The sequence below is a fragment of the Sulfidibacter corallicola genome (assembly GCF_017498545.1).
GTDB lineage: Bacteria > Acidobacteriota > Holophagae > Acanthopleuribacterales > Acanthopleuribacteraceae > Sulfidibacter > Sulfidibacter corallicola.
This window is the reverse complement of sequence record NZ_CP071793.1, coordinates 11,470,034-11,489,777: the sequence shown is the minus strand read 5'-3', so window position 1 is coordinate 11,489,777 and position 19,744 is coordinate 11,470,034. Positions and strand designations below refer to the sequence as shown.

General features: G+C 60.0%; 7 protein-coding genes. 2 read left to right on the top strand and 5 right to left on the bottom strand.

Translation table 11 applies throughout. The features are described from left to right. The first annotated feature begins 215 nt into the window (after positions 1-215). The gene (locus J3U87_RS33900; RefSeq protein ID WP_237380464.1) at positions 216-3,659 is read left to right on the top strand and encodes a CARDB domain-containing protein; all 3,444 of its coding nucleotides are present in this window, start codon (positions 216-218) and stop codon (positions 3,657-3,659) included. A gap of 544 nt (positions 3,660-4,203) precedes the next feature. Here J3U87_RS33900 and J3U87_RS33895 read toward each other — a convergent pair. From J3U87_RS33895 to J3U87_RS33885, 3 genes are all read right to left on the bottom strand, one after another. Next, positions 4,204-5,535 (bottom strand): SET domain-containing histone-lysine N-methyltransferase, encoded by a 1,332-nt coding sequence (locus tag J3U87_RS33895; protein WP_237380462.1) that lies wholly within the window; start codon positions 5,533-5,535, stop codon positions 4,204-4,206. A gap of 449 nt (positions 5,536-5,984) precedes the next feature. After that, complete coding sequence (locus tag J3U87_RS33890) at positions 5,985-6,716, bottom strand: hypothetical protein (RefSeq protein WP_237380460.1); 732 nt, start codon at positions 6,714-6,716, stop codon at positions 5,985-5,987. Beyond that, entirely contained in the window at positions 6,713-7,153 is a 441-nt protein-coding gene (locus J3U87_RS33885) for a nuclear transport factor 2 family protein (RefSeq protein ID WP_237380458.1), read from the bottom strand. The genes J3U87_RS33890 and J3U87_RS33885 overlap by 4 nt, the downstream gene beginning before the upstream one ends. Before the next feature lie 867 nt (positions 7,154-8,020). Between J3U87_RS33885 and J3U87_RS33880 the strand changes: the two genes are divergently transcribed. Further along, complete coding sequence (locus tag J3U87_RS33880; RefSeq protein ID WP_237380456.1) at positions 8,021-10,150, top strand: winged helix-turn-helix domain-containing protein; 2,130 nt, start codon at positions 8,021-8,023, stop codon at positions 10,148-10,150. 52 nt (positions 10,151-10,202) lie between these two features. On the opposite strand, the gene J3U87_RS33875 is transcribed toward J3U87_RS33880, so the two are convergent. Together J3U87_RS33875 and J3U87_RS33870 are read right to left on the bottom strand one after the other, a co-directional pair. Continuing rightward, a complete protein-coding gene (locus J3U87_RS33875) occupies positions 10,203-13,898 on the bottom strand; it encodes a serine/threonine-protein kinase (protein ID WP_237380454.1) in 3,696 nt (1,231 codons plus the stop codon). Positions 13,899-14,568: 670 nt separating this feature from the next. Further along, the gene (locus J3U87_RS33870; RefSeq protein ID WP_237380452.1) at positions 14,569-18,816 is read right to left on the bottom strand and encodes a hypothetical protein; all 4,248 of its coding nucleotides are present in this window, start codon (positions 18,814-18,816) and stop codon (positions 14,569-14,571) included. Positions 18,817-19,744: the final 928 nt, after the last annotated feature.

The following is a 19,744-nucleotide window of genomic DNA, read 5'->3' as shown; positions in this document are numbered from 1 at the left end:
TACTTTTAAGTTGTTTAATTTAGAAAAAATATGAATTCATGATTTATCAACAAATTTGATTTTAATCCGTAGGCTACAAGACAATCTGGCTCAACCTGGATTCACCCTCGGCGTGAACAACAAACTCGTGGTGCGCCTATCTGGTTGCATCTAGTGGTGCGCCTATCTGGTTGCATCTAAATGTATTACTCGTTCTGTACTCAAAGGTGGTTAGAATGTTCTTTCCCAGTCTCCGTTCGTTTTCGATTCGATGTCTCATCGGTCAGCTTCTTCTGCTTTTTCCACTCTGCACGGCCATCGCCCAATCCTCCGGTCTCCCTTTCACCAATGCGACCCAACAGCTCCCCTTGATTCCGGATCTGTTCGGCAATCCGGTGCCGGCCTTCAGCCCGATTCCCATGGCGGTCGTCGATATGAACCAGGACGATTTGGACGACATCATTCGCCTGCACGACGGCAGGAAATTGACGATCACGCGCCAAACCAAAAACGGGTTTTCTTCGGATCAAACCACGGTGACGCTTTCCTTCTTTCCGTGGGCCATCGCGGTGGCGGATGTGGACAGCGACGGTCTCATGGACATCTACGTGGGTGGCAACGGCAACGAGGTGGCGTTGCTCCTGGGCAGTGAAAACTGGGATCCCCAGTTGCCCCACATTCAGGCCAATCCCAGCACCGGTAGCTTTTTCTCGCAGGGCGCCAACTTCGTCGATATCGACGGCGACGGGGTGCTCGATCTCTTCGCCTGTGGCGATACCACCGAAAACCTCACGTGGAAGGGACAGATCGGCGGCATCCCCACCAGTCAGGACCTGATACCTCAATCCAATCCCGGAACCTCGCTTTCGGTACTCGGCGGCAACTACGGTTCCGTGTGGACCGATATCGACGATGACGGCGATCTGGACATGCACCTCGCCAAATGCAAGGCCGGCGCGTCGTCCGGGGACATTCGGCGGACCAACATGATGCTGGTACAACAGGCACCGGGCTCCTATCTGAACCTGGGCATCACCTATCGCCTGGACGACAATTCCCAGTCTTGGGCCCTGGATTTCGGTGACATCGACAACGACGGGATCCTGGAAGCGATCGTGCTCAACCACACGGGAGATGGTTCCAATCCGATCGCCTCGCTGTTGGTGCGCAACGACCAGAACAGGTACGTGCGGGTGTTGTCGACCGTCAGCAAGCTCAGCTACCTCGACAACGGTGCCCAAGTCGCCATGCGCGACTTCGACAACGACGGCCTGTTGGATGTGGTGATCGCCGGCAACAGCAGCGAGTTTTTCCGCAACATCGGCAATCGCCAATTCGAAAGAGTGGGCCATTTCGACTTTGGCGACGGCTTGAACATGGCCACCTTCGCCATCGGCGACCTGAACGACGACGGATTTCTGGACATCTACGGCGGCTATGTGGATTTCGTCACGGGCGGCGGCATTTCCAACAGTGCCGACCCGGATCGGCCCGACCAGCTCTGGTTGAACAACTACAACAACGGCAACAAGTACCTGAAGGTGCGCCTGAAGGGAAAGAACGGCAATCGCCAGGCCGTCGGCGCACGTGTTTCGCTGACGAGTACCCAAGCGACCAAGGGTGAAGCGAACGCCTTCGAGGGCGAAAGCGGCACGGCCGTCACCCAAATGCGCGAAGTGCGGGCCGGCGAAAGCTACGGCATCGCCAACAGCTTCGATCAGCACTTCGGTTTGGGTGCCGCGCCTTCGGACATCGGCGTGGCGGTTCGCTGGCCGAAAGTGGGCGCCAACCCACCCACCACCTTCGCCCTGGGCAACGTGGCCCCCAACCAAACGATTCAAATCACGCAGGATGTGAAACCCGACCTTCATGTCGCCGACAGTTCGCTGGGTCTTTCCCCCTCGGCTCCGGGCCCGGGTGACAGCGCGTCGCTCTCCTTCACGGTCCGCAACCTGACCGCCACCCATGCGGGCTCGCAGTGGACGCGGGCCTACCTCTCGAGCGACGCCGTCTATCAGGCCGGGGATCCCCAGATCGGTTCCAGCCTGGTGGGCAACGTGTCCGCGAGCGGGAGCCTTGCCGCGGCACTCACGGTCACCATCCCCGGCGATACCGATCCGGGCGATTACTTCATCCTGCTTCGCACCGATGTCCTGGGAGAGATCGACGAAGCCAACGAAAACAACAATACCGCGGCGTTGGCCGTGGCGATCGGAAACCTACAGGCCGACCTGGTGGTGCGGAACGCCTCGGTATCTCCGACGACGCTGACGGCCGGCAGTTCGTTGACCGCCACCGCCGATGTGGTCAACGAGGGCGGTGCGGCCGCCGGTAGTTCGACCCTGGGCTATTACCTGTCCACCGACCAGATTTGGGATCAAGCCGACCAGCAACTGGCCACCGATTCCGTATCGTCCCTGGCCGTCGATGGGTCGAGCCACGAAAGTGCCCTGCTCGGCATCCCCTCGGGCATCACCGGACCGCGCTATATCCTGTTTCGCGCCGACATGCACGATCAGGTTTCGGAAGGACCGGGCGAAGACAACAACGTCGTCGCCCGTCCGATCACGGTCTTGGCCGACACCACCGACCTTCCCGATCTGGTCGTGTCCTTCGCCTCGGGTTCTCCTTCCACGATCCTCGCCGGGGAACGGATCTACACCCACAGCAGGGTCGAGAACCAGGGAACGCTGTACTCCGGCAATTCGGTCATGGGCATCTACTATTCCCAGGACGCCACCTGGGATGCCGCCGACACCCTTCTCCACGCGCGCACCGTGGGCGGGCTGCATCCCGGCGACACCTCCTACGATCCCGAATACGTCACCATCTCCGGCGGTACCCCGGGCACCCGGTACCTGTTGTTCGTGGCCGACATCCATAACCAACGGGTCGAGTCCAACGAGGGCAACAACGTCACGTCGGTCGCCTTCACCCTGATCGATCCCGCCGGCCTTCCGGACCTGGTGACCCGGAACGGGCGGGTCAGCCACGGTTCGGTCAAGCCGGGCGACTGGTTCTGGTCCTACGTCCGTGTATCCAACCAGGGCGTGTCGTCCAGCCATGCCGCCAGTACCTTCACCAAGGTATGGCTCTCCACCGACAGCACGTTGAACCCTTCCGTCGACACCAGCTTGACCTCCATCAGGACCGACCCGATCACCGGCAACCAATATCACGACCTGTCGCAGTTGACCCGGTTGCCCGCCGCGACCACGCCAGGCAACTACTACCTGATCTTCGAAGCCAACGCCACGGGAAGCATCGACGAAACCAATCACGACAACAACACAAGCGCAATCTCGATCACGGTGCTGCAGCCCACCAACTTCCCGGACTACATCGTGGAGAACGCCTCGCTCGACGCGTCCAGCGTGCAGGCCGGCGGCAGTGTCGACACGTCCTGCCGCCTGCGTAACGTGGGAACCGGCACCACCACGCCATCCAAGTTCAAGTACTTCCTATCCGACGACGCATCCTACAGCGCCGGCGATGTCCTCTTGCGCACCGTGAACGTAGGTGATATCGGATTTCCTCCCACGTACGGGTATCCGGTGACGATCCCGGCAGGAACGCCGTCGGGCACTCGATACATCCTCTTCTTCACCGACGCGGACAACGACATCATCGAGAACGATGAAAACAACAACGTCGAGGCGATCGCCATCACCGTCAACTAGGGTCCATCCAAAAACGAGGGAGTTACAACTCCGAAGGTGGTTCGGCTGGATGGGCACGGTATCAGGTCTCAGGCGTCGGGTTTCATCAAGGTTATTGTTCAGAGTTGATTAGCTGACACCTGACACCTGACACCTGACACCTGACACCTGACACCTGACACCTGACACCTGACACCTGACACCTGACACCTGGCTGCCGATGCCCCCTTGCATTGAGAACCTGCCGGTTCCGAGGAACCATCTCAAAAAAACCGCCGCTTTCGGATGGGGACCAACCAACGTTCGATCGACCTTCCGCTTGTGGCGAGATTCCCGCGAGGGGATGGCTTCATGCAACCCGTCGACCCGCGATCTTTTCGAATGAGAGATCGCGGGTCTTTTCGATTCAGTTTTCGGATCGGGACGCAAAAAATGCGCAGGCCCACACGCTCAGAAAGGTGGATGGGTCCGGGTGGCCGGACCCGAGGTGAGCCTTGCAGGAGTTGCTGCGGCAAAGCAGCCGTTGACGCAGTGGCTCGGAGGTTTGCCGCGTTCCCGCATCGAATCAGCGCCGGCTCCCGCCTACCGCGGTGGTCGAGAAGCGATCGCGCCAATGGAAGTGCCACCGCTGCAACACGGGCGATTCGGTGGTGAAGGCCGATCGCACCGCTTCCGGCGACGAAACGCTCGCCAACCGAGATTCCATCAGCGTCGCGAAGGCCAACACCCGATGCAGGACCTGCTGCTCCAGGTAGCGCATGCGGATCAGGTTGCGCACGCGGTCGTCGGCCGGATTGCAGGCGGCCGCTTCGATTTCCTTTTTGCGGCTCGAGGTCAAGGCGCGGGGGAAGCGGGCGAGCGCCTCGCGGCACAATGCGGAGAGGAGGCTGAACGCGGTGGCTTCACCGGCGAGGTCGCGCGGGTTTCCGTGGGAGATGCGCGCCTCTGTCGCCAAGGCGTTCCCGGTCACGCTTCGGATGGCGGTCAACACCTTGTCGATACCTTGGTAATTCGTGAAGGAAAGCGTGAACTTGGGGCCGCCGCGAATGCGCAGGAAGGCCGCCTTTTCCCAGCGAGCGGGATCGTTGGCATCGAGGTGCATCTCGACCTTCGCTTCCACGTCGAGTTTGGAAGGGGACAAGGACCCGAATCGCACGAAAAATTCTTGTTGGGTTTCCGCGTCGTTCGCGAGCACGACCTGACTGCCTGCGGACAAGGTCCCGTCGGCGCGGATCTCGATGCAATCGGATGCTTCGGTGTAGTGCCAGTAGGCGGTTGCGGCGCGGCCGGAGTGGTTCATGTTCATCAGCGGTGCGATGGCGACCGCGTGTTCGTCGTACCGAGAGGGGAGATGGAAGCAGCGCGTGTCGACCGCGGTCATGGCCCATTGGAACCGGGAAAGCGAGTGGCGTGCGAAGGAGGGCACGGCGCGACACAGTTTGCGGTACTCTTCGCGGATGAGGGTCTTGCGATCGAGAATCGCCTGCAGCGTGCGGGAGCCCTGCAGGACCTCCAGGAAATGATCTTCGAAATAGATGGGCACCTGATCGAAGGTTCCGGGCAGCGCCTGGAGGAACGGACCCCAAAAGGAGAAGGGGTTTTCCAGCTCGCTGAGCATGAAGGCCGCCAAAAGCGTTTGCTCCGATTGCAATCGGACGCCGGACTTGCGAATGTGCACCCCGATGTGGGACTCGCGCGCCAGGTCCGAGCACATGACCAGCTTGCGCGGAAGGGTCAGTAGCCGCTCGTCGGTTTTGGTTTCGTGGCGGCACACGAGATCCTGTTCGCCGGATTCCCGTTGTCTCGAGCCCATTTTGGCGAACTGTGCGCCGTTGGTGAGCAGCCAATCTTGTAAGGAGCGAATCGCATCGAAAGAAGAACAAACCATGGCAGACATCTAGACCTCCAAAAATGAAGCGCGACCCATGGGTGCAGTTTTCCCCCCATCCGGAAAAGTGGCGTTCCCTCTTTTCCGGAGATGAACTCCCGGGCTGTCCTCCTACAGGTGCGCTCCGGGACGATGTAGTGGCTTCCGTTGTACGTCGCGCCACGATCGATGTCGGGGGGCGTTTCCATCCTGCTGTTGACCAGCCGCCCTCATCAGGTAGTAACCGGAAATATCAAACAAACCTGCACTTTTTTTTCGATTTTTTTGATGTTTTTTATAAGTCTTTTGCTTTGAGCATGATGGAGTCCTTTTTTTATGCGGGAACAATAGCTACGGACATCGGTCTCGGCTCGAATCGGTGGCTCGACGCTGGGTACGCCCCTCCTAATTCCCCGAATCGCGTCAGCGATGTGACGAGGCGCTCGTGCCGGATTCCCGGGACGAGCGCCCATTGGCGATCAGTACGACAGGTGAGGCAGGTACCAACCCGTTCGGCGACTCTTGCTTCTCAGGCAGGATTCCAGTTTTCGTTGCAGGTCCTCGCCTTCCGCACCCAGAAGCCGGACGGTCCGCTGGGTGCGTCGTTCGTAGTCGGTGCGGCTCGCGGCGAAGGTGTATCGATAGAGGGCCGGTAGGCCCGCGCCCGACGTCTTGGCGTACACGGCGTAATGAAGTGGAGCCTTCTCGCGGGAAGCCAATCCGGCCAGGGCGGTGAGGTGCCGTCCGGCCTCCTCGATGCGCGCGTGTTTCAGGTACAGGATGTCCACGACCACGAAAGCCTGGATTTTGGGACCCTCGGCCGGGTGGCCGAATGCCGGTCGCCGCGCCAATAGATAGAGATCCTGGGATGCGATGGTTTCGCGGTAGACCTTCGCGTTTTCCGCGAGGAGCCCGGCATCGATCTCGTCGGCTACGGCCGCCCAGTGGGCTTCCGACGACTTCGAGAACTCGGCGCTCCGTTGCGGGTTGAAGGCCGGATAGTGGCCGTCGTCCATGCGAAAGAAGTGAAAGCTCTCGCGATATCCGGCGGGAACGGCCGCCTGTTTGAATCGTGCCAGGGCTTGTGCATGGGCCTGACCCATTCCGGGTGTGATGGCGTCGTCATAGACTTGGAGATAGGGCTGGGCAAAAGGTATCTCCTGGGCCCAAATCCATGGCGCCCACACCAGCAAGACGATGACCGTTCTCATCGTTCCGCCTGTTCGGGCGCGAAGAAGATCTTTTCCGCGATTCTCCAGCCATCCTCGACCTTCAACAATAATAGGTAGTCGGTGTACCTGCGTCCCCGCATGACGATCTCCACCTTGGCCATGCAGGCATTGCCCGTAATGTCCGCCGAAACCAGACGGCCCTTGCGGTCGTGGGCGACGCCTTCCTTGAAATAACTCAGGTACTGCTGCAGGGTGCGGCGCTTGGGCTTGCCCTCCGCCACGAACTGCAGGCCCGCCGTGGCGAGGAAGGCCCGTTCAATTTGGGCCGGTCTCCCTTGCGAGGTACCTTCCAAATAGTCCTGGATGCAGCGCTCCACCCCCGCGGCGTCGAAGCCGACCTCGGCGCGCGGCGCGCCACCGGTTTCGCCACTCGTTTGGCCCAAGGCCAACAACAAACACATCAAATAGGTTCCCATGAATGTCTCCTTCCTGATTCTTCGAGCCGGCACTTCGAGGCTCGAAATACGAGTCCGATAGCGACACCCTCGCTTCGGGTAGGCCTGGTTCGGGACCTCACGTTCGCTCGAATTTCCCCGGTCGCGGTGTTGCGATCGGCGGTGCCGTCTCTGGTCGGGAAAACTCTACGCGACTCGATCGCGCCCGCTTCTCCGAAAGACATCCGGAAAAGGTCCGTTGTGTAGGTGTTTTGAAAGAAACAGGTTGTGTGGCGGGGTCCGAGGGCGGGTCGACCGCTTCGGCTGACCGTGACCACTGAGTCGCCGCCCAGGCTGGGGACCGGATTGCCGGACCAAACCGGCCGTGTCCGCCCAGGGCGCTGGGCCGACATTTATTGACGAACCCCCCGAACATCCGCCTTTTTAGGCTTTTAACTTTATCTTCAAGTTTTACCAAATTTGTTGCATACGAGCTGCGCACCGGCAGGCAAACCCGCCCGATATCGAGAAAGAAGCACGATATCTGGTTTCTGGCGAAGGGCCATGGGTCGTTCATCCGAAATATTTGGCGGGAAACCAGGAACATCGGAAAGCGGGAAAGGACCGGTATATCGGGTCACATCATGGTCCTGCTTTTCCTGGTTTCCATCATTCCTGCTTTCCTGATCAAGATGTGACGACGGCAAGACCCAGCTCAGGTTGAATACACTATTTCGTTTCAAGAGAGTGTGGCCCTGTTTTCGCGGTGTGGGACAGGTCGACCCACCCGTCGGCACCCGATGGCGAATGCTGATAGAATGTGCTCATCCGCAACGACCGTTGATCGCGACGCATGGCCCGAACGGATGGATCGCCCGGCATCGAGGGGCCACGGCCAGGGGAATCAGGATGGACACGACTACGGAATCCTTGCCGTCAGAACCCTTTTGGGTGGGCGACTGGTACGTCGACCCCGCCACCAATGGCCTGCAGAAAGACGAGCAGATGCGCCGGCTCGAGCCGCGCCTGATGCTCCTGCTCCGTCTTTTCGCGTCCCAACCGGGAAAGGTGTGGTCCCGTCAAGCGTTGCGCGAATGTCTGTGGCCCGATACCCACGTCTCGCGCGACGCCATCACCCGTGTGATTTCGGATTTGCGCAAAGTGCTGGGCGACGATCCGCGCAATCCCCGATTCATCACCACGATCCCGAAAAAAGGGTACCTGTTCGTCGGGGAAGTGAAACCGGTGGGGTCAGGCCGGCCAACCGCCGAGCGACCGATGGCGGAGGCCGAAACGGTCGCTCCCGTTTCGCCGACCGTGGCGGAAGCACCCTCGCGGTTCCCGACGGCTTGGGTCCTGACCGCCGTGTTGCTGGGGCTCGTCGTCGCCGTGGGGATCTTTGTCAGGTCGTCCAGGGCCGCCGATCCGCCGCGGTTCCGTCCTCCCAGCGATACCTTCCTGACGAACGATCCGGGGGTCGAGTCCCAGCCGGCCGTGTCTCCGGACGGTAGCCGCATCGCCTTCGTCAAACGCGTCGCGTCTTGGGATCAGATTTTTATGGTGGATGCCAACGGGCTGTCCGAGATTCAACTTACCAGGGAGCCACGACACCACCGCCATCCGGCCTGGTCACCGGACGGCACCACCCTGGCCATGTATCGCACCAAGGGCGATGAACACGACCTGGCCACCATTCCGGCACTGGGAGGACAGGCGGTTTCCCTTTTGTCGGGGCGGGAAATCTCCGATCTGGACTGGTCGCCCACGGGCGATACGCTCTATTTCTCGGAGGCTCACCCGACCCATGGCACCTTCGGACTCAAGAGTTTCCACATGACGAGCAGAGGTACCCGGACCCTGACCGAGCCGGGTCCGGACGTACGGGGCGACTTCCTGCCGAGAGTCTCGCCCGACGGGACCAGCCTGGCTTTTGCGCGGGTTCACCCTTCCGGCCACCGCGATCTGCATACCCTCGATCTGCGCGGCAGCCAGATCGCCACCATTCCGGCGCACGACCTGTTCGCGGTGGGATTGGACTGGCAAAGCGACCGGCATTTGGTCGTTTCCAGCTTCCGGCACGGGACCTACGGGTTGTGGTTGATCGATATTCGCGACGGCCGCGAAACCTGGATCCCCACGCGCGGGGAACGAAGTTACGCGCCTTCCATCTCTCGGGACGGGCACTGCCTGGCCTACGAGAAGGTGAATTACGAGAAAAATATCTGGCTGGTGCGGCCCGACCAGCCGGAGGCCTCCCACCATTCCCTGATCAACTCGGGATACTGGGATTGCGAGGCCTTCTTCTCACCCGACGGCTCGCGGCTCGCCTTCACCTCCAGCCGCAGCGGAGCGCTCGAGCTCTGGGTCTGTGACGCGGAGGGCGCCGACCCTCGGCAACTGACCCATTGGCACCGGGAATTCATCACGCGGCCGCGCTGGTCGCCCGATGGATCGCGAATCGCCATTTCGGCCCTGGAAAAGGGGCAATCGAAGATCTATTTGGTGGAACCGGACAGCGGCGCCGTCACCGATACGGGCGAGCGGGGATTGGTGTGTAGCTGGTCTCCCGACGGCGAGGCGCTCTATTTTTCCGCAGTCTCCGATGGCGTCCACGAGATTCGCAGATGGTCGTCGAACGGTGGCTCTGCTGTGCCCTTTGTTGGGGATCACGCTTTCTACGGAGAGGAATCCGTCGATGGCGCCTGGTTTTTCTTCACGCGGCGCGATCGGGACGGGATCTGGCGCCGCCCCCTGGTGGGCGGCCGCGAGGTGCGCGTCGTCTCGGGCATTCCGCCACGCCACCTGGACAACTGGGGGCTGTCACGGGACCGCCTGTTTTTCGCGGCGACTCGAGAGGGCGAGACCGTGGCCGCCAGCGTGAACTTCGCGGGAGAGGAATTGCGAGAGTACGGGGTGCTGCCCCGGATGGCGTCACCCAGCCTCTCCGTCTCCCGCGACGGCAAACGCCTGCTCTACGCCCGAGTCGCGCGCTTCGAAGTGGACCTGATGTTGATCAGGAACCCGGTCTCCGGTTTTTGAAGGGATCGATCCGGTTCCCTCCAACCGAAATGTGTCGGGGCCCGACCCGGGTTCACAAGGCGCCTTTGCGTTTCACGACCAGGGGGCCGAGGGTGTCGTCCCGGGCCTGAATCACCAGGTAATGGTCCTTGCCCATCGATCTCGACAGCCGTTTCAGGGATTCCTCGAAGAGCGAATCGCCGCCCTCGCGACCCAGCTCCCGAAGCGCCCGCCCCTCGAGGATGCGCACCAGCAGGCGCGATTGATGGGATTCCGGAAGGCTGACGGCCAGGTTCTCCTCGGCCAAGGACAGGTCCTGCAGCACGTCCTCGTATCGGTTCTGAACCCACTTCAACTGGGCAAACTCCAGGTAGGCCTCGCCGACGCGGGGATTGGGTCGACCGAACAGTTTCCGATAATCATCGATCACTTGGGTGTACAACGCTTCCGCGGTCTCATGGTCTTCCTGCAACGCTTTCACACGGGCTTGAAGCGATCGCAGGCGAAGGTGGATTTTGGCATCTCCGGAGCCCTGCTCCAACGTCATGCTCCGTTCCAGCAACGATTCGGCTGCGGCTACCTGTCCCTGGACCAGGTGGAGTTCGACCAAGTCACTGTTCGCCCAAAGCAGGTTGGCGTGGCCTGGGTCCAAATGGCTTTCGCCCATCTCGATGGCGCGGCGAATGACGGTTTCGGCCTGCTCCAGCAACCCCAGGGACGCGTAGCATTGGCCGAGAAGGGTCGTGCACCGCACGTTTTTCGGATGCCCCGGTTTGAGGGACGCGGCATAATTTGCCTCGGCACGCTTCAGCAGGTCCAGGGCTTCGTCGTAGTCACCCAGAAACATCTTGATCTGACCGAGTTTCCATTGGGCGAACCCGATCGAGGGTGCGCCCGGGTCGTAGATGGCCTCGCGCATGGCCAGACTCTGTTGGAACAGATCGAGCGCCGCCGGATAGTCGCCCTTTTCCCTCAGCAGCGATGCCAAATTGCTGATGCCGATCGCCAGTTCCGGATGTTGCTCGCCGTACGTCGCCTTCCAGATGCGCAATGCCTGGCGAAGTGCGGTCTCGGCCTCCGCGTAGTTGCCCATTCGCTGGAGGATGATGGCGAGATTGTTCTGGCTCTGGGCGATTTTCCAATGATCGTCGCCGTAATATTTGCGGCGGATGGCAAGCGCCTCGCGCTGTTTCTCCAGGGCGCCCCGCAAATCCGACATGGAGTACAGCAAATCTCCCAGATTGTTGAGAATGATCCCGATTTTCGGGTGATCTTCCCCAAAAATTTCGCGGGAGATCGTCAGGGCTTCGGTGTACAGCTCCTGTGCTTCGTCGAGGTTGCCGAGGTCTTTCAAGGCCGCGGCGAGGTTGTTCATGTCGTTGACGGCCTGGGAGTGTTTCTTGCCGTAGAGTTGGACGTGAAGTCCCAGGGCCTGGCGGTGCAGCAGGATCGAGCCTTTCAAGTCGTCCTTGGCGTTGTACGCCACCGCCAAGTTGTTGAGGCACATCGCGACTTTGGGGTGAACCTCGCCGAACACTTCGAGATAGACCGTCATGGCTTGGCGGTAGAAGGATTCGGCCTCGTCGTACTTCGCCTGGCGGAAGTTGGACACACCCATGACGTTGAGCCCCTGGGCATACAGGCTGTGTTGCTTGTCGAAAAGGGTTTCGGTCAGGGCCATCCCCATCCGGTACGTTTCTTCGGCTTCGGAATACTGCTCCAGATCGAGAAGCAGGTTGCCGCGCTTGTAGTAATACTCGATATAGGCCGGATGCCGTTCGTCGAACAACTGCTGGAACATGTGTTCCGCGGCGTCGAGCTGCTCCGTGGCTCGCTCGAAATTGAGGCGGTCCAGTTCGAGTTGGGCCAGGTTCAGAAGGTTCCAGGCGATCGAGGAATGGACCTCCCCGAACTCTTGCCGCTGCATGACCAACAACCGTTCCAATTCCGCGATCGCCTCGTCGGGGTAGCCCATTTCCCATTTCAACAGGGACTGCATTTTCAACAGATCGAGTCGCCGCCCGGGCTTCAACAGATCCGCCAGGTCCTTTGCTTTGTCGAATGCGTCCCAGGCACGGCGGTACTGCCCGATATGGAATAGCTGGCTGCCCTCGAGGAACCATCGATGGGCCTGTATCCAAGCGGGGACCGGTTCGGGAAACCGCGAGACCGTTTTTTCGAGTCGCTGAATCGAATCCTGGTAATCGCCTCGACTCATGAGCGACGCGATGATGTCGAACTCGATGGAAAACGCCTTTTCGGAGTCGGGTGGCACTTTCTCCAGCGCCTGTTCCAACAGGTCGATCGACACCTGGTCCTGGCCCAGGGCGCGGTAGACCAGGCCCATCGACTGAAGCAGGCGCGTCTGCACCGCGGGCTCATCCGAGAGCGAGCGCGGCAGTTGCCGGCGACCGTTCTCCATGATTTCCAGGGCGGTGATGTCGCGAACCCGCGTTCGGTCCGGGTCGATTTGCTCGAACAGGGAAATCAGGAATTCGGTGACCCGTTCCGAGGTCTGTTTTTCCCGTTCCACCGCCATGCGTTGTTGCTGCAGGTTGATCGTGAAGAGCGACAGGGCCAGGAAGGAAAGTGTCGCAAAGCCGAGGGCGAGACGGTTGCGCATCGCGAATTTGCGGAACCGGTACAAGCTGGTCATGGGGCGTGCCTGAATCGGCAGGCCTTTCAAGTACAGCACGATGTCCGTGCCCAGGGCCTCCACACTCTGATATCTGTCTCGCGTATCTCGGGCCAGCGCCTTGAGCGCGATGCGGTCCAAGTCACCGCTCGTGAACTTCGACCAGGCGTTCTTTTGGGGCTGCTCGGCGAAACCCACGCGGCTGGGTCGCTCGATGTTCGCCTGGTTGATCGTGCGCGTGATCACGCTCATGCTCGTGCCCGCGATGTCATAGGGCCGTTTTCCCGTCAGCAGCTCGTAAAACACGACGCCCAGACTGTAGACGTCCGATACCGCCGTGAGCCGCATCCCGTTGGTTTGCTCCGGCGAGGCGTAATTCGGGGTCATCATCTTGTCGACGAGCATGGTTTGATTGCCCTGGCCCCCGGTATCGGGGTCGAGCCACACCGCGATCCCGAAATCCAGCAGCTTGGGTTGGCCGTTCGCCATGACCATGATGTTGCTCGGTTTGATGTCGCTGTGGATGACCAGGTTTTGGTGGGCGTGGCTCAAGGCGGCGCAGATCTTCAGAAACAGCTTGAGCCGCGTGCGCAAATCCAGCGAGTTCCGTTCGAGGTAGACGTCCAGGTTCTGCCCCTCGACGTACTCCATCGCCATCCAGGGTTGGCCGGTGGGCAAGACCCCGGCATCGATCAGGTGGGCGATGTTGGGGTGCTTCAAACTCGCGAGAATGTTGCACTCGCGGCGGAAGCGTTTCACCGCCTTGGGACTGACGATGTTCAGGACCTTGAGCGCGACCTTGAAATCCAGGTCATCGGTTCGGGTCGCCAAGTAGACGAAACCCGAACCCCCCTCTCCCAGCTTCTTTTCCAGGCGAAAGGGACCGCATTGGTCGCCCTCCTTGAGCAGCGACACATTTGCGAGGTTTTCGGTGGGAGGTTGGGTCAGGACATCGCACTTCATCACCATATCGTTCAGGTGGTGCGCCACGCGCGGATGTTCCTTGCCGGCCAGTTCCATTACCATTTCCACGAGAGCCCGCTGGTTACCGCCCTTCAGCGTGGCCAGGATCCCTCGCGCTCGTCTTTTCGCATCCAACTCGCTCAATTCACTGCCCTTAGAACGTTCTGCCATCTACAAGCTCCAAAAATGCTGGCACATTTTAGTGAAATGAAAAAAAGAGAAAATTAATCAAAAATATCTTTGGTTTCTTCCGGCAAGCCTGAATGATGTAATGCGATTTATTTTTCACAATTATGGGGCTATTTAACAGCCACGTCAAAAAACTCAACGCGCGCTCTTTCAAAAAAGATGGGGTCGTCTAAATCGCGTGGTTTCGCCGTGGCGTGGTGCGGTATGAAAAAATGTGCCTTCTATCGGTAGATGGAGGCGGGAAACCAAAGCGTGGGATTTGTCGTTGGGGTGTTTTTGAAGCCAATAAATCGGACCCAAAAAATGGAGTGCCCTACCAGAATAATTTTCATCGCGTGGGTCGCGAGATCTTTCACGGGAAGGGCAACGGTGGTTCCAGGTCGATGGCCCGTTGGAGGCCTCGGTCGGTTCCTTCGCTTTGGTCGGTGTCGGTGGCACATCGCAGACCTCGATTTTTAAAAGAATGATGAGCGCTAACAGAAAATGCCCATCGAATCGATAATACTCGAAAATGCGAGAATTATCGATTCGATGGGCATGATAACGAAATTCGGTGGCTTGTGGTCGAAAACGTTACCCAGACCATGGTTTTTGTGACATTCGTAAGGGGTCCGGGTGCGGAAGGCCCGGACCCCGTTGGGTTACGCGATCGTCAGCGATCCGCCCGCGAGGCGGCGAACGGGTTGTTGTTTCGGTAGATGTCGCTGTGCGGATGGGTGGGTTGGGGAACGAGGGTCTCCCGCTGCGGCGCGGATTGGAATCGGCCGGCCGCGGGATCGTAGACCCTTCCGTCGATGATGTAGACGCCCAGCAGGGGTTCGAAGCGGTGGCCCCTGAAACGATAGGGATTCTCGGTTTCGCCTTCGGCGCGGGTCGGGTCACCCCAGGGATCGTAGCGGTAGACATCGGTGACGGTCCCCGTTTCGTCGGTCAACGCCAAGGTGTCGCCCAGGTCGTCGTGGTGATGGAAGCGACTGGAGGTTTCGTTTTGCACGCTGAGCAGCGCGTCGTCGGACAACGTGTAACGAAGCCGAGGCAAGCCGTTTTCGTCCAATTCCGCCAGCACCCGAGGAACGTCTCGGTTGCCGTCGATGACGTACCGGGTCACCTGGCCGTCCAGTGAGCGGTAATTGCAGACGCCGTCGACGTTGTACCCGAACTCCAGGACACCCTCGGGCGTGGTGGCCATGACCAGACGGTGGTCCATGTCGTAGCCGAATTCGAGATGGCGGCCGTCGACGAGTGCCGAAATCACGTTGCCGGCCTGGTCGTAGCTGTACTCCCGATCGCCGGCGCGCAGCAAGCGCCCGTTGTCGTCGTACTCGTAATGGATGGCACGCTCGTGATCGAAGCGTTCCACCCGGTTCCCCACTTCATCGTAGCCGTAGGAAACGGCCCGGGACTGCCCGGTGTTCGGGTCGAAACGATGTTCTTCGACGAGTTGGTAGGTCTCGTCGTAACCGAATTCGGACTGCGCGCCCTCGCTGTCGGACACCATGATGCGGTTGCCCATGGGGTCGTACAGGTAGGAAGTCGCCTGGATCATGGCGCCGCCCGCACCCTGGGTTCGAACCTCGAGGACTCTTCCCATCTCGTCGTAGTCGAAGTGGGTGGATGTATCGTTCGGGCGAACGATGGCGATGCGATTGCCGAGCGAGTCGTATTCGATGCGGGTTACGCCGGTCCATTGATCGTCCACCTCGGTCAAGCGGAAGTGATGATCGTAACCGTAGTTGATGGCGTGGTTTGCGGTTTCGATGCGGGTGACCTTGCCGGAAGACCACTCGTAATGGTAGCTCACCCAACTGCCGTCCGGGTGTTCCACCAACTCCAGGCGATCTTCGCCGTTGTAGTGGTAGATCGTGGCGCCGTGGCGATTGTAAACTGCGGTGCGCAGACCTTCCAGGTCGTACTCGTAGGATTCGTGGCCGTCGGGGAGCTGGCGCTCGATCAGGCGGTCGAAGGCGTCGTAGTGGTAGTGAAACGACTGACCGTTGAAGTCGTGCTTCTCGCCCAAGTTGCCGTTGGGATCGTAGCTGTAGGTTTCCTGCTCGCCCATCGGCAGGGTGGTTCGGATCATCCGGCCGGCGTGATCGTAGCCGCGAGCGGTTCGGCGACCAAGCGGATCCACCTCTGCGATCTGGTTACCCATCGCATCGTATTCGAAGTGGGTGTAGTGACCCCGGGCGTCCATCACGCCGATGCGGTTGCCGTTGGGATCGTAGTGGTAGCCGGTCGCGTTGTTCAGGGCGTCTTCGGCGCGAATGACGCGATCCAATTCGTCGTAATCCCAGGTGAACCGTGCGCCCGCTTGCTCCCTTTGGATCAACCGGTTCTTGGAATCGTAAGCGAACAGGATTTCGGGCTGGTGACCGTACCTCGCGCTGGTGACGTTGCCGCGCAGGTCGTACTGGTACTGTTCGAAGTAGTCGTACCCGATGTGAATGCCCCGGGGTTTTCCGGTGAGGGTGTAGTCTTCGAAGTGGCGCGAACGACCGTCGCGATCCATTTCCCTGATGACGTTGCCAGCCTCGTCGTATTCGCGTTCCTCCACGGTACCGTCGGGATAGGAAGTGCGCGTGAGACGTTGGTGGGCGTCGTATTCGAAGGTGGTCTCGCGACCCTTGGCATCCATTTGAGAGATGCGGTTGCCGTTGAGATCGAACGAGGCGGTGAGTGCGATACCGTCCGGTCGGATGCGTTCCATCGGGTTGTTCATTTCGTCGTAGCGATATTCGGTGCGGTTTCCGTTGCCGTCGATACGGGTGGTCACCCGGCCGGCCTCGTCGTATTCGGTGTGGGTGCTCGCGCCGGTGGGATCGGATTCGCGGATGATCCGGCCCAGGACATCGTATTCGGTTTCCCAACGCCAGTGCATTTGCGATCCGAATTCGTCGAAAACCTGCTTCGACGTCGTCAGTACGCGCCCCATTTCGTCGTGGGAGAACCAGGTTTCGTTGCCGTTGGCGTCGATTTCCCCTATCACGAAGCCGAAGTGGTTTCTCTCGACCACCGTGCTGTGTCCCAGCGGATCGGTGGTGATCGTGCGCATGCCCTCCGGGCCTGGCTGATGTTCGAACGTGGTGGTGTGACCCATGGCGTCGGTCACCGCCGCCAGGCGACCCACCGAATCGTAGGCATAGGATTCGATTTCGCCCTGACTGTCCCGCACGGCGTGCAGCCGGTTGGTCGAATCGTAGTCATAGGTGGTCGTGTTACCTTCGGCATCGGTGACGGTGTGCAGATTGCCCTGCAGGTCGTAGATCCAGGTCGTCGTGGCTTCCAGGTGGGTGCCGACCGCGACCGTTCGGGCCATCAGCCGCTGGGCATGATCGTAACCGTAGTGGGTTTCGATGCCGTTGGGATCGACCTCGCGGATCGGGTTCCCGAAGGTGTCGAACATCACCTCGCGCATGTTGCCGACGAAATCGGTTTCGGTGCGCCGCGCGGCGCCGGGCTGGGCGAAATCGTAGCCGTACTGCACCGAAGCGATACCTGGCTCGATTCGAGAGTTCAGCAGACCCTCGGGGTCGTATTCGAGATGGGCGATCAGGTTACCCACGGGGCCGGTGATTTCGATGAGGCGATGCATCTCGTCGTAACCGAAGAGGGTGGGGTTTCCGGTCGCGTCGTAGACGGCCTGCAGATGGCCCTCGGCGTCGTATTCGTAGTGGGTCGGATTGCCCATGGGGTCGAACAGCGTCGTGATCCGCCCTTGTTCGTCCCGCTCGAAACGGATGTCCAAACCGGCGGTGTGGGAGATGCCGTCGTTTCGGTATTCGATGCCGTTGCCGAGCTCGTCCGAGCTGTCCACGATACCCTCGTTCAAAACGATCTCGTGGTGGATGCGTTCCGGCGTGGAGAGAACGAACCGTTGCGGATCGTACAGGTTGCCGTTCGGGGTGACGACGACGTACCGCGGATTCTCGCCGAATACTCGGCGCAGACGGAGTTGTGGGTGGTCGGGATCGATCAGGGTCCCGCGCGTGCCCTGCATGGCCACGAAGCGACCGGTCAATTCAACCGGCACCGAAACCGTTTGGCAGGGGTTGTCGAGGACGAAGGCGAAGCGACCGGTTTCGCCGTCGGGGTAGACGATGTGGATATAGTGGGGAGCCAGTTCTTCGATACAGAACCGGGTGGTACCGCCGACCGAGGTTTTGGTCACGTTCCAGGCTCCGCCCATGGTCGTGGTGTCCTGAACCACGAGATCCGGCAGGCGCCAACCGCGACCGAAGTCGCCGGAACAGGCGTCGCCAGCGTGGTAGGTGCGCGTGACCCCGAGCGGCAGGCCTGGCGTGGGGATGGAGAGTTCCTCGAAGGATCTGTGATAGCTGCCCAGGTCCAGCCGGCCGTAGACCCGGTAGTGATGATCCAGGGTCGTCGTTTCTCCCTCGAGATCGGTCGCGGTCAAGCGAACGGTATAGAGCCCGTTGGGCAGGAGATGGGTGGGCAGCAAACCCGCGTAGGATCGTTCGATCGGACCGGTACCGGCCTCGATCTGCTGCCAGCAATCCCGTCCTTTGAGGGTGTAGCTCAGGCTCCAGGAAACCAGGTTTTCGTCTTGGACGGAGATGAGGAATTCCGCCGGTTCGGTGAATTCCGCGAAGTTTACCGGGGCCTCGATCGCGACCTCGGGCGCCTGATTGGACGCCTCGACGTGGATCGTCCATTGGCTGGGCGAATCGCCCTCACGTTGGCTGCGAACATAGGGATTCAGATCCGGATCGCCGGTGTAACTCGGGACGTCGCCCCCGAGATCGATGACGAGGTCCTGCTCGATCAGGATGTTCCCGTTCGCGCAGTTTTGACAGGTGGGAGGACTTTGTGCGACGAGCGCGGGATGGAAGGCGAGGTGCAGAAAAATCAATGAGCATAGAGAAAATGAACGTTTTCTCATGTGGCTGAACGCTCCTTTATTACCTAAATGAATGAGATGAACACGAAAGACGGAGAAACCCGCCCGCACGCGGGCAGACCGGTTCCCTGTCCCGGAACTTTAAGAGAGGGCATGAAAGTGCCGGGAGTTGGGGAGGCCGATTTTGGGTATGCGTGGCGAGTGGGGTAAATCCGGTTGGGGGAGAATGGGTTGGATCCGCCTCGATCGGGGGAGAATTGAGTGACGGATGGTTCCCGGTTATTCGGGGATTGGGTTGCACGGGCCTGCGGTGACGGTTCGCCCGGAAGCGATCCGGAAGACACCACTCGATCCACGCGATGGGAATGGTGGTTGGGGGCTCGCGACCGCGCACCGGGTGCCTGCCCGAATTGTGTAAATAGTTATAATCGAGGCGTATAGAATTGGTAAACCCGAAAACAACCTCATCAAAACAAGGATCCTCGGGTCGTGGTGCGACGTCGATTTTGGCGGAGAGAATGCTTTTGTAGGTCCTTTTTTGTCGATGTGGCAGTTTTGTTACTACAGAGTCGCCGCCCAGGCCGGGGCCGGAATGCCGGTGGTCGGTATGCCGAACCACCGGCACACCGGCCATCGGGTTTCAAGTGGGTAACTAATCGAAGCGAATCGCTGGGAGTTCCCGCATTCACGAGAGGGGCGTCGTTGCAGTAAGTTGGCCCGCCGGGCCGACATTTTTCGACGAACTCCCCGCACATCCGCCTTTTTAGGTTTTTGTCCTTATCTTCGAACTTTACAGAGTTTGTTACATAAGAGCCGCGCACCAGCGGGAAAACCCGCTCGATTTCGAGAAAGAAACAACCCGAAGCGAGCCAGCTCGGGGAACCCGCCTGTGCGCAAGCGACGTAAAGTCTGTAGGTTGAGCACGGCCGGTATGGCAGCATCGAAGTGACCTGACATGGATAGAAACCGA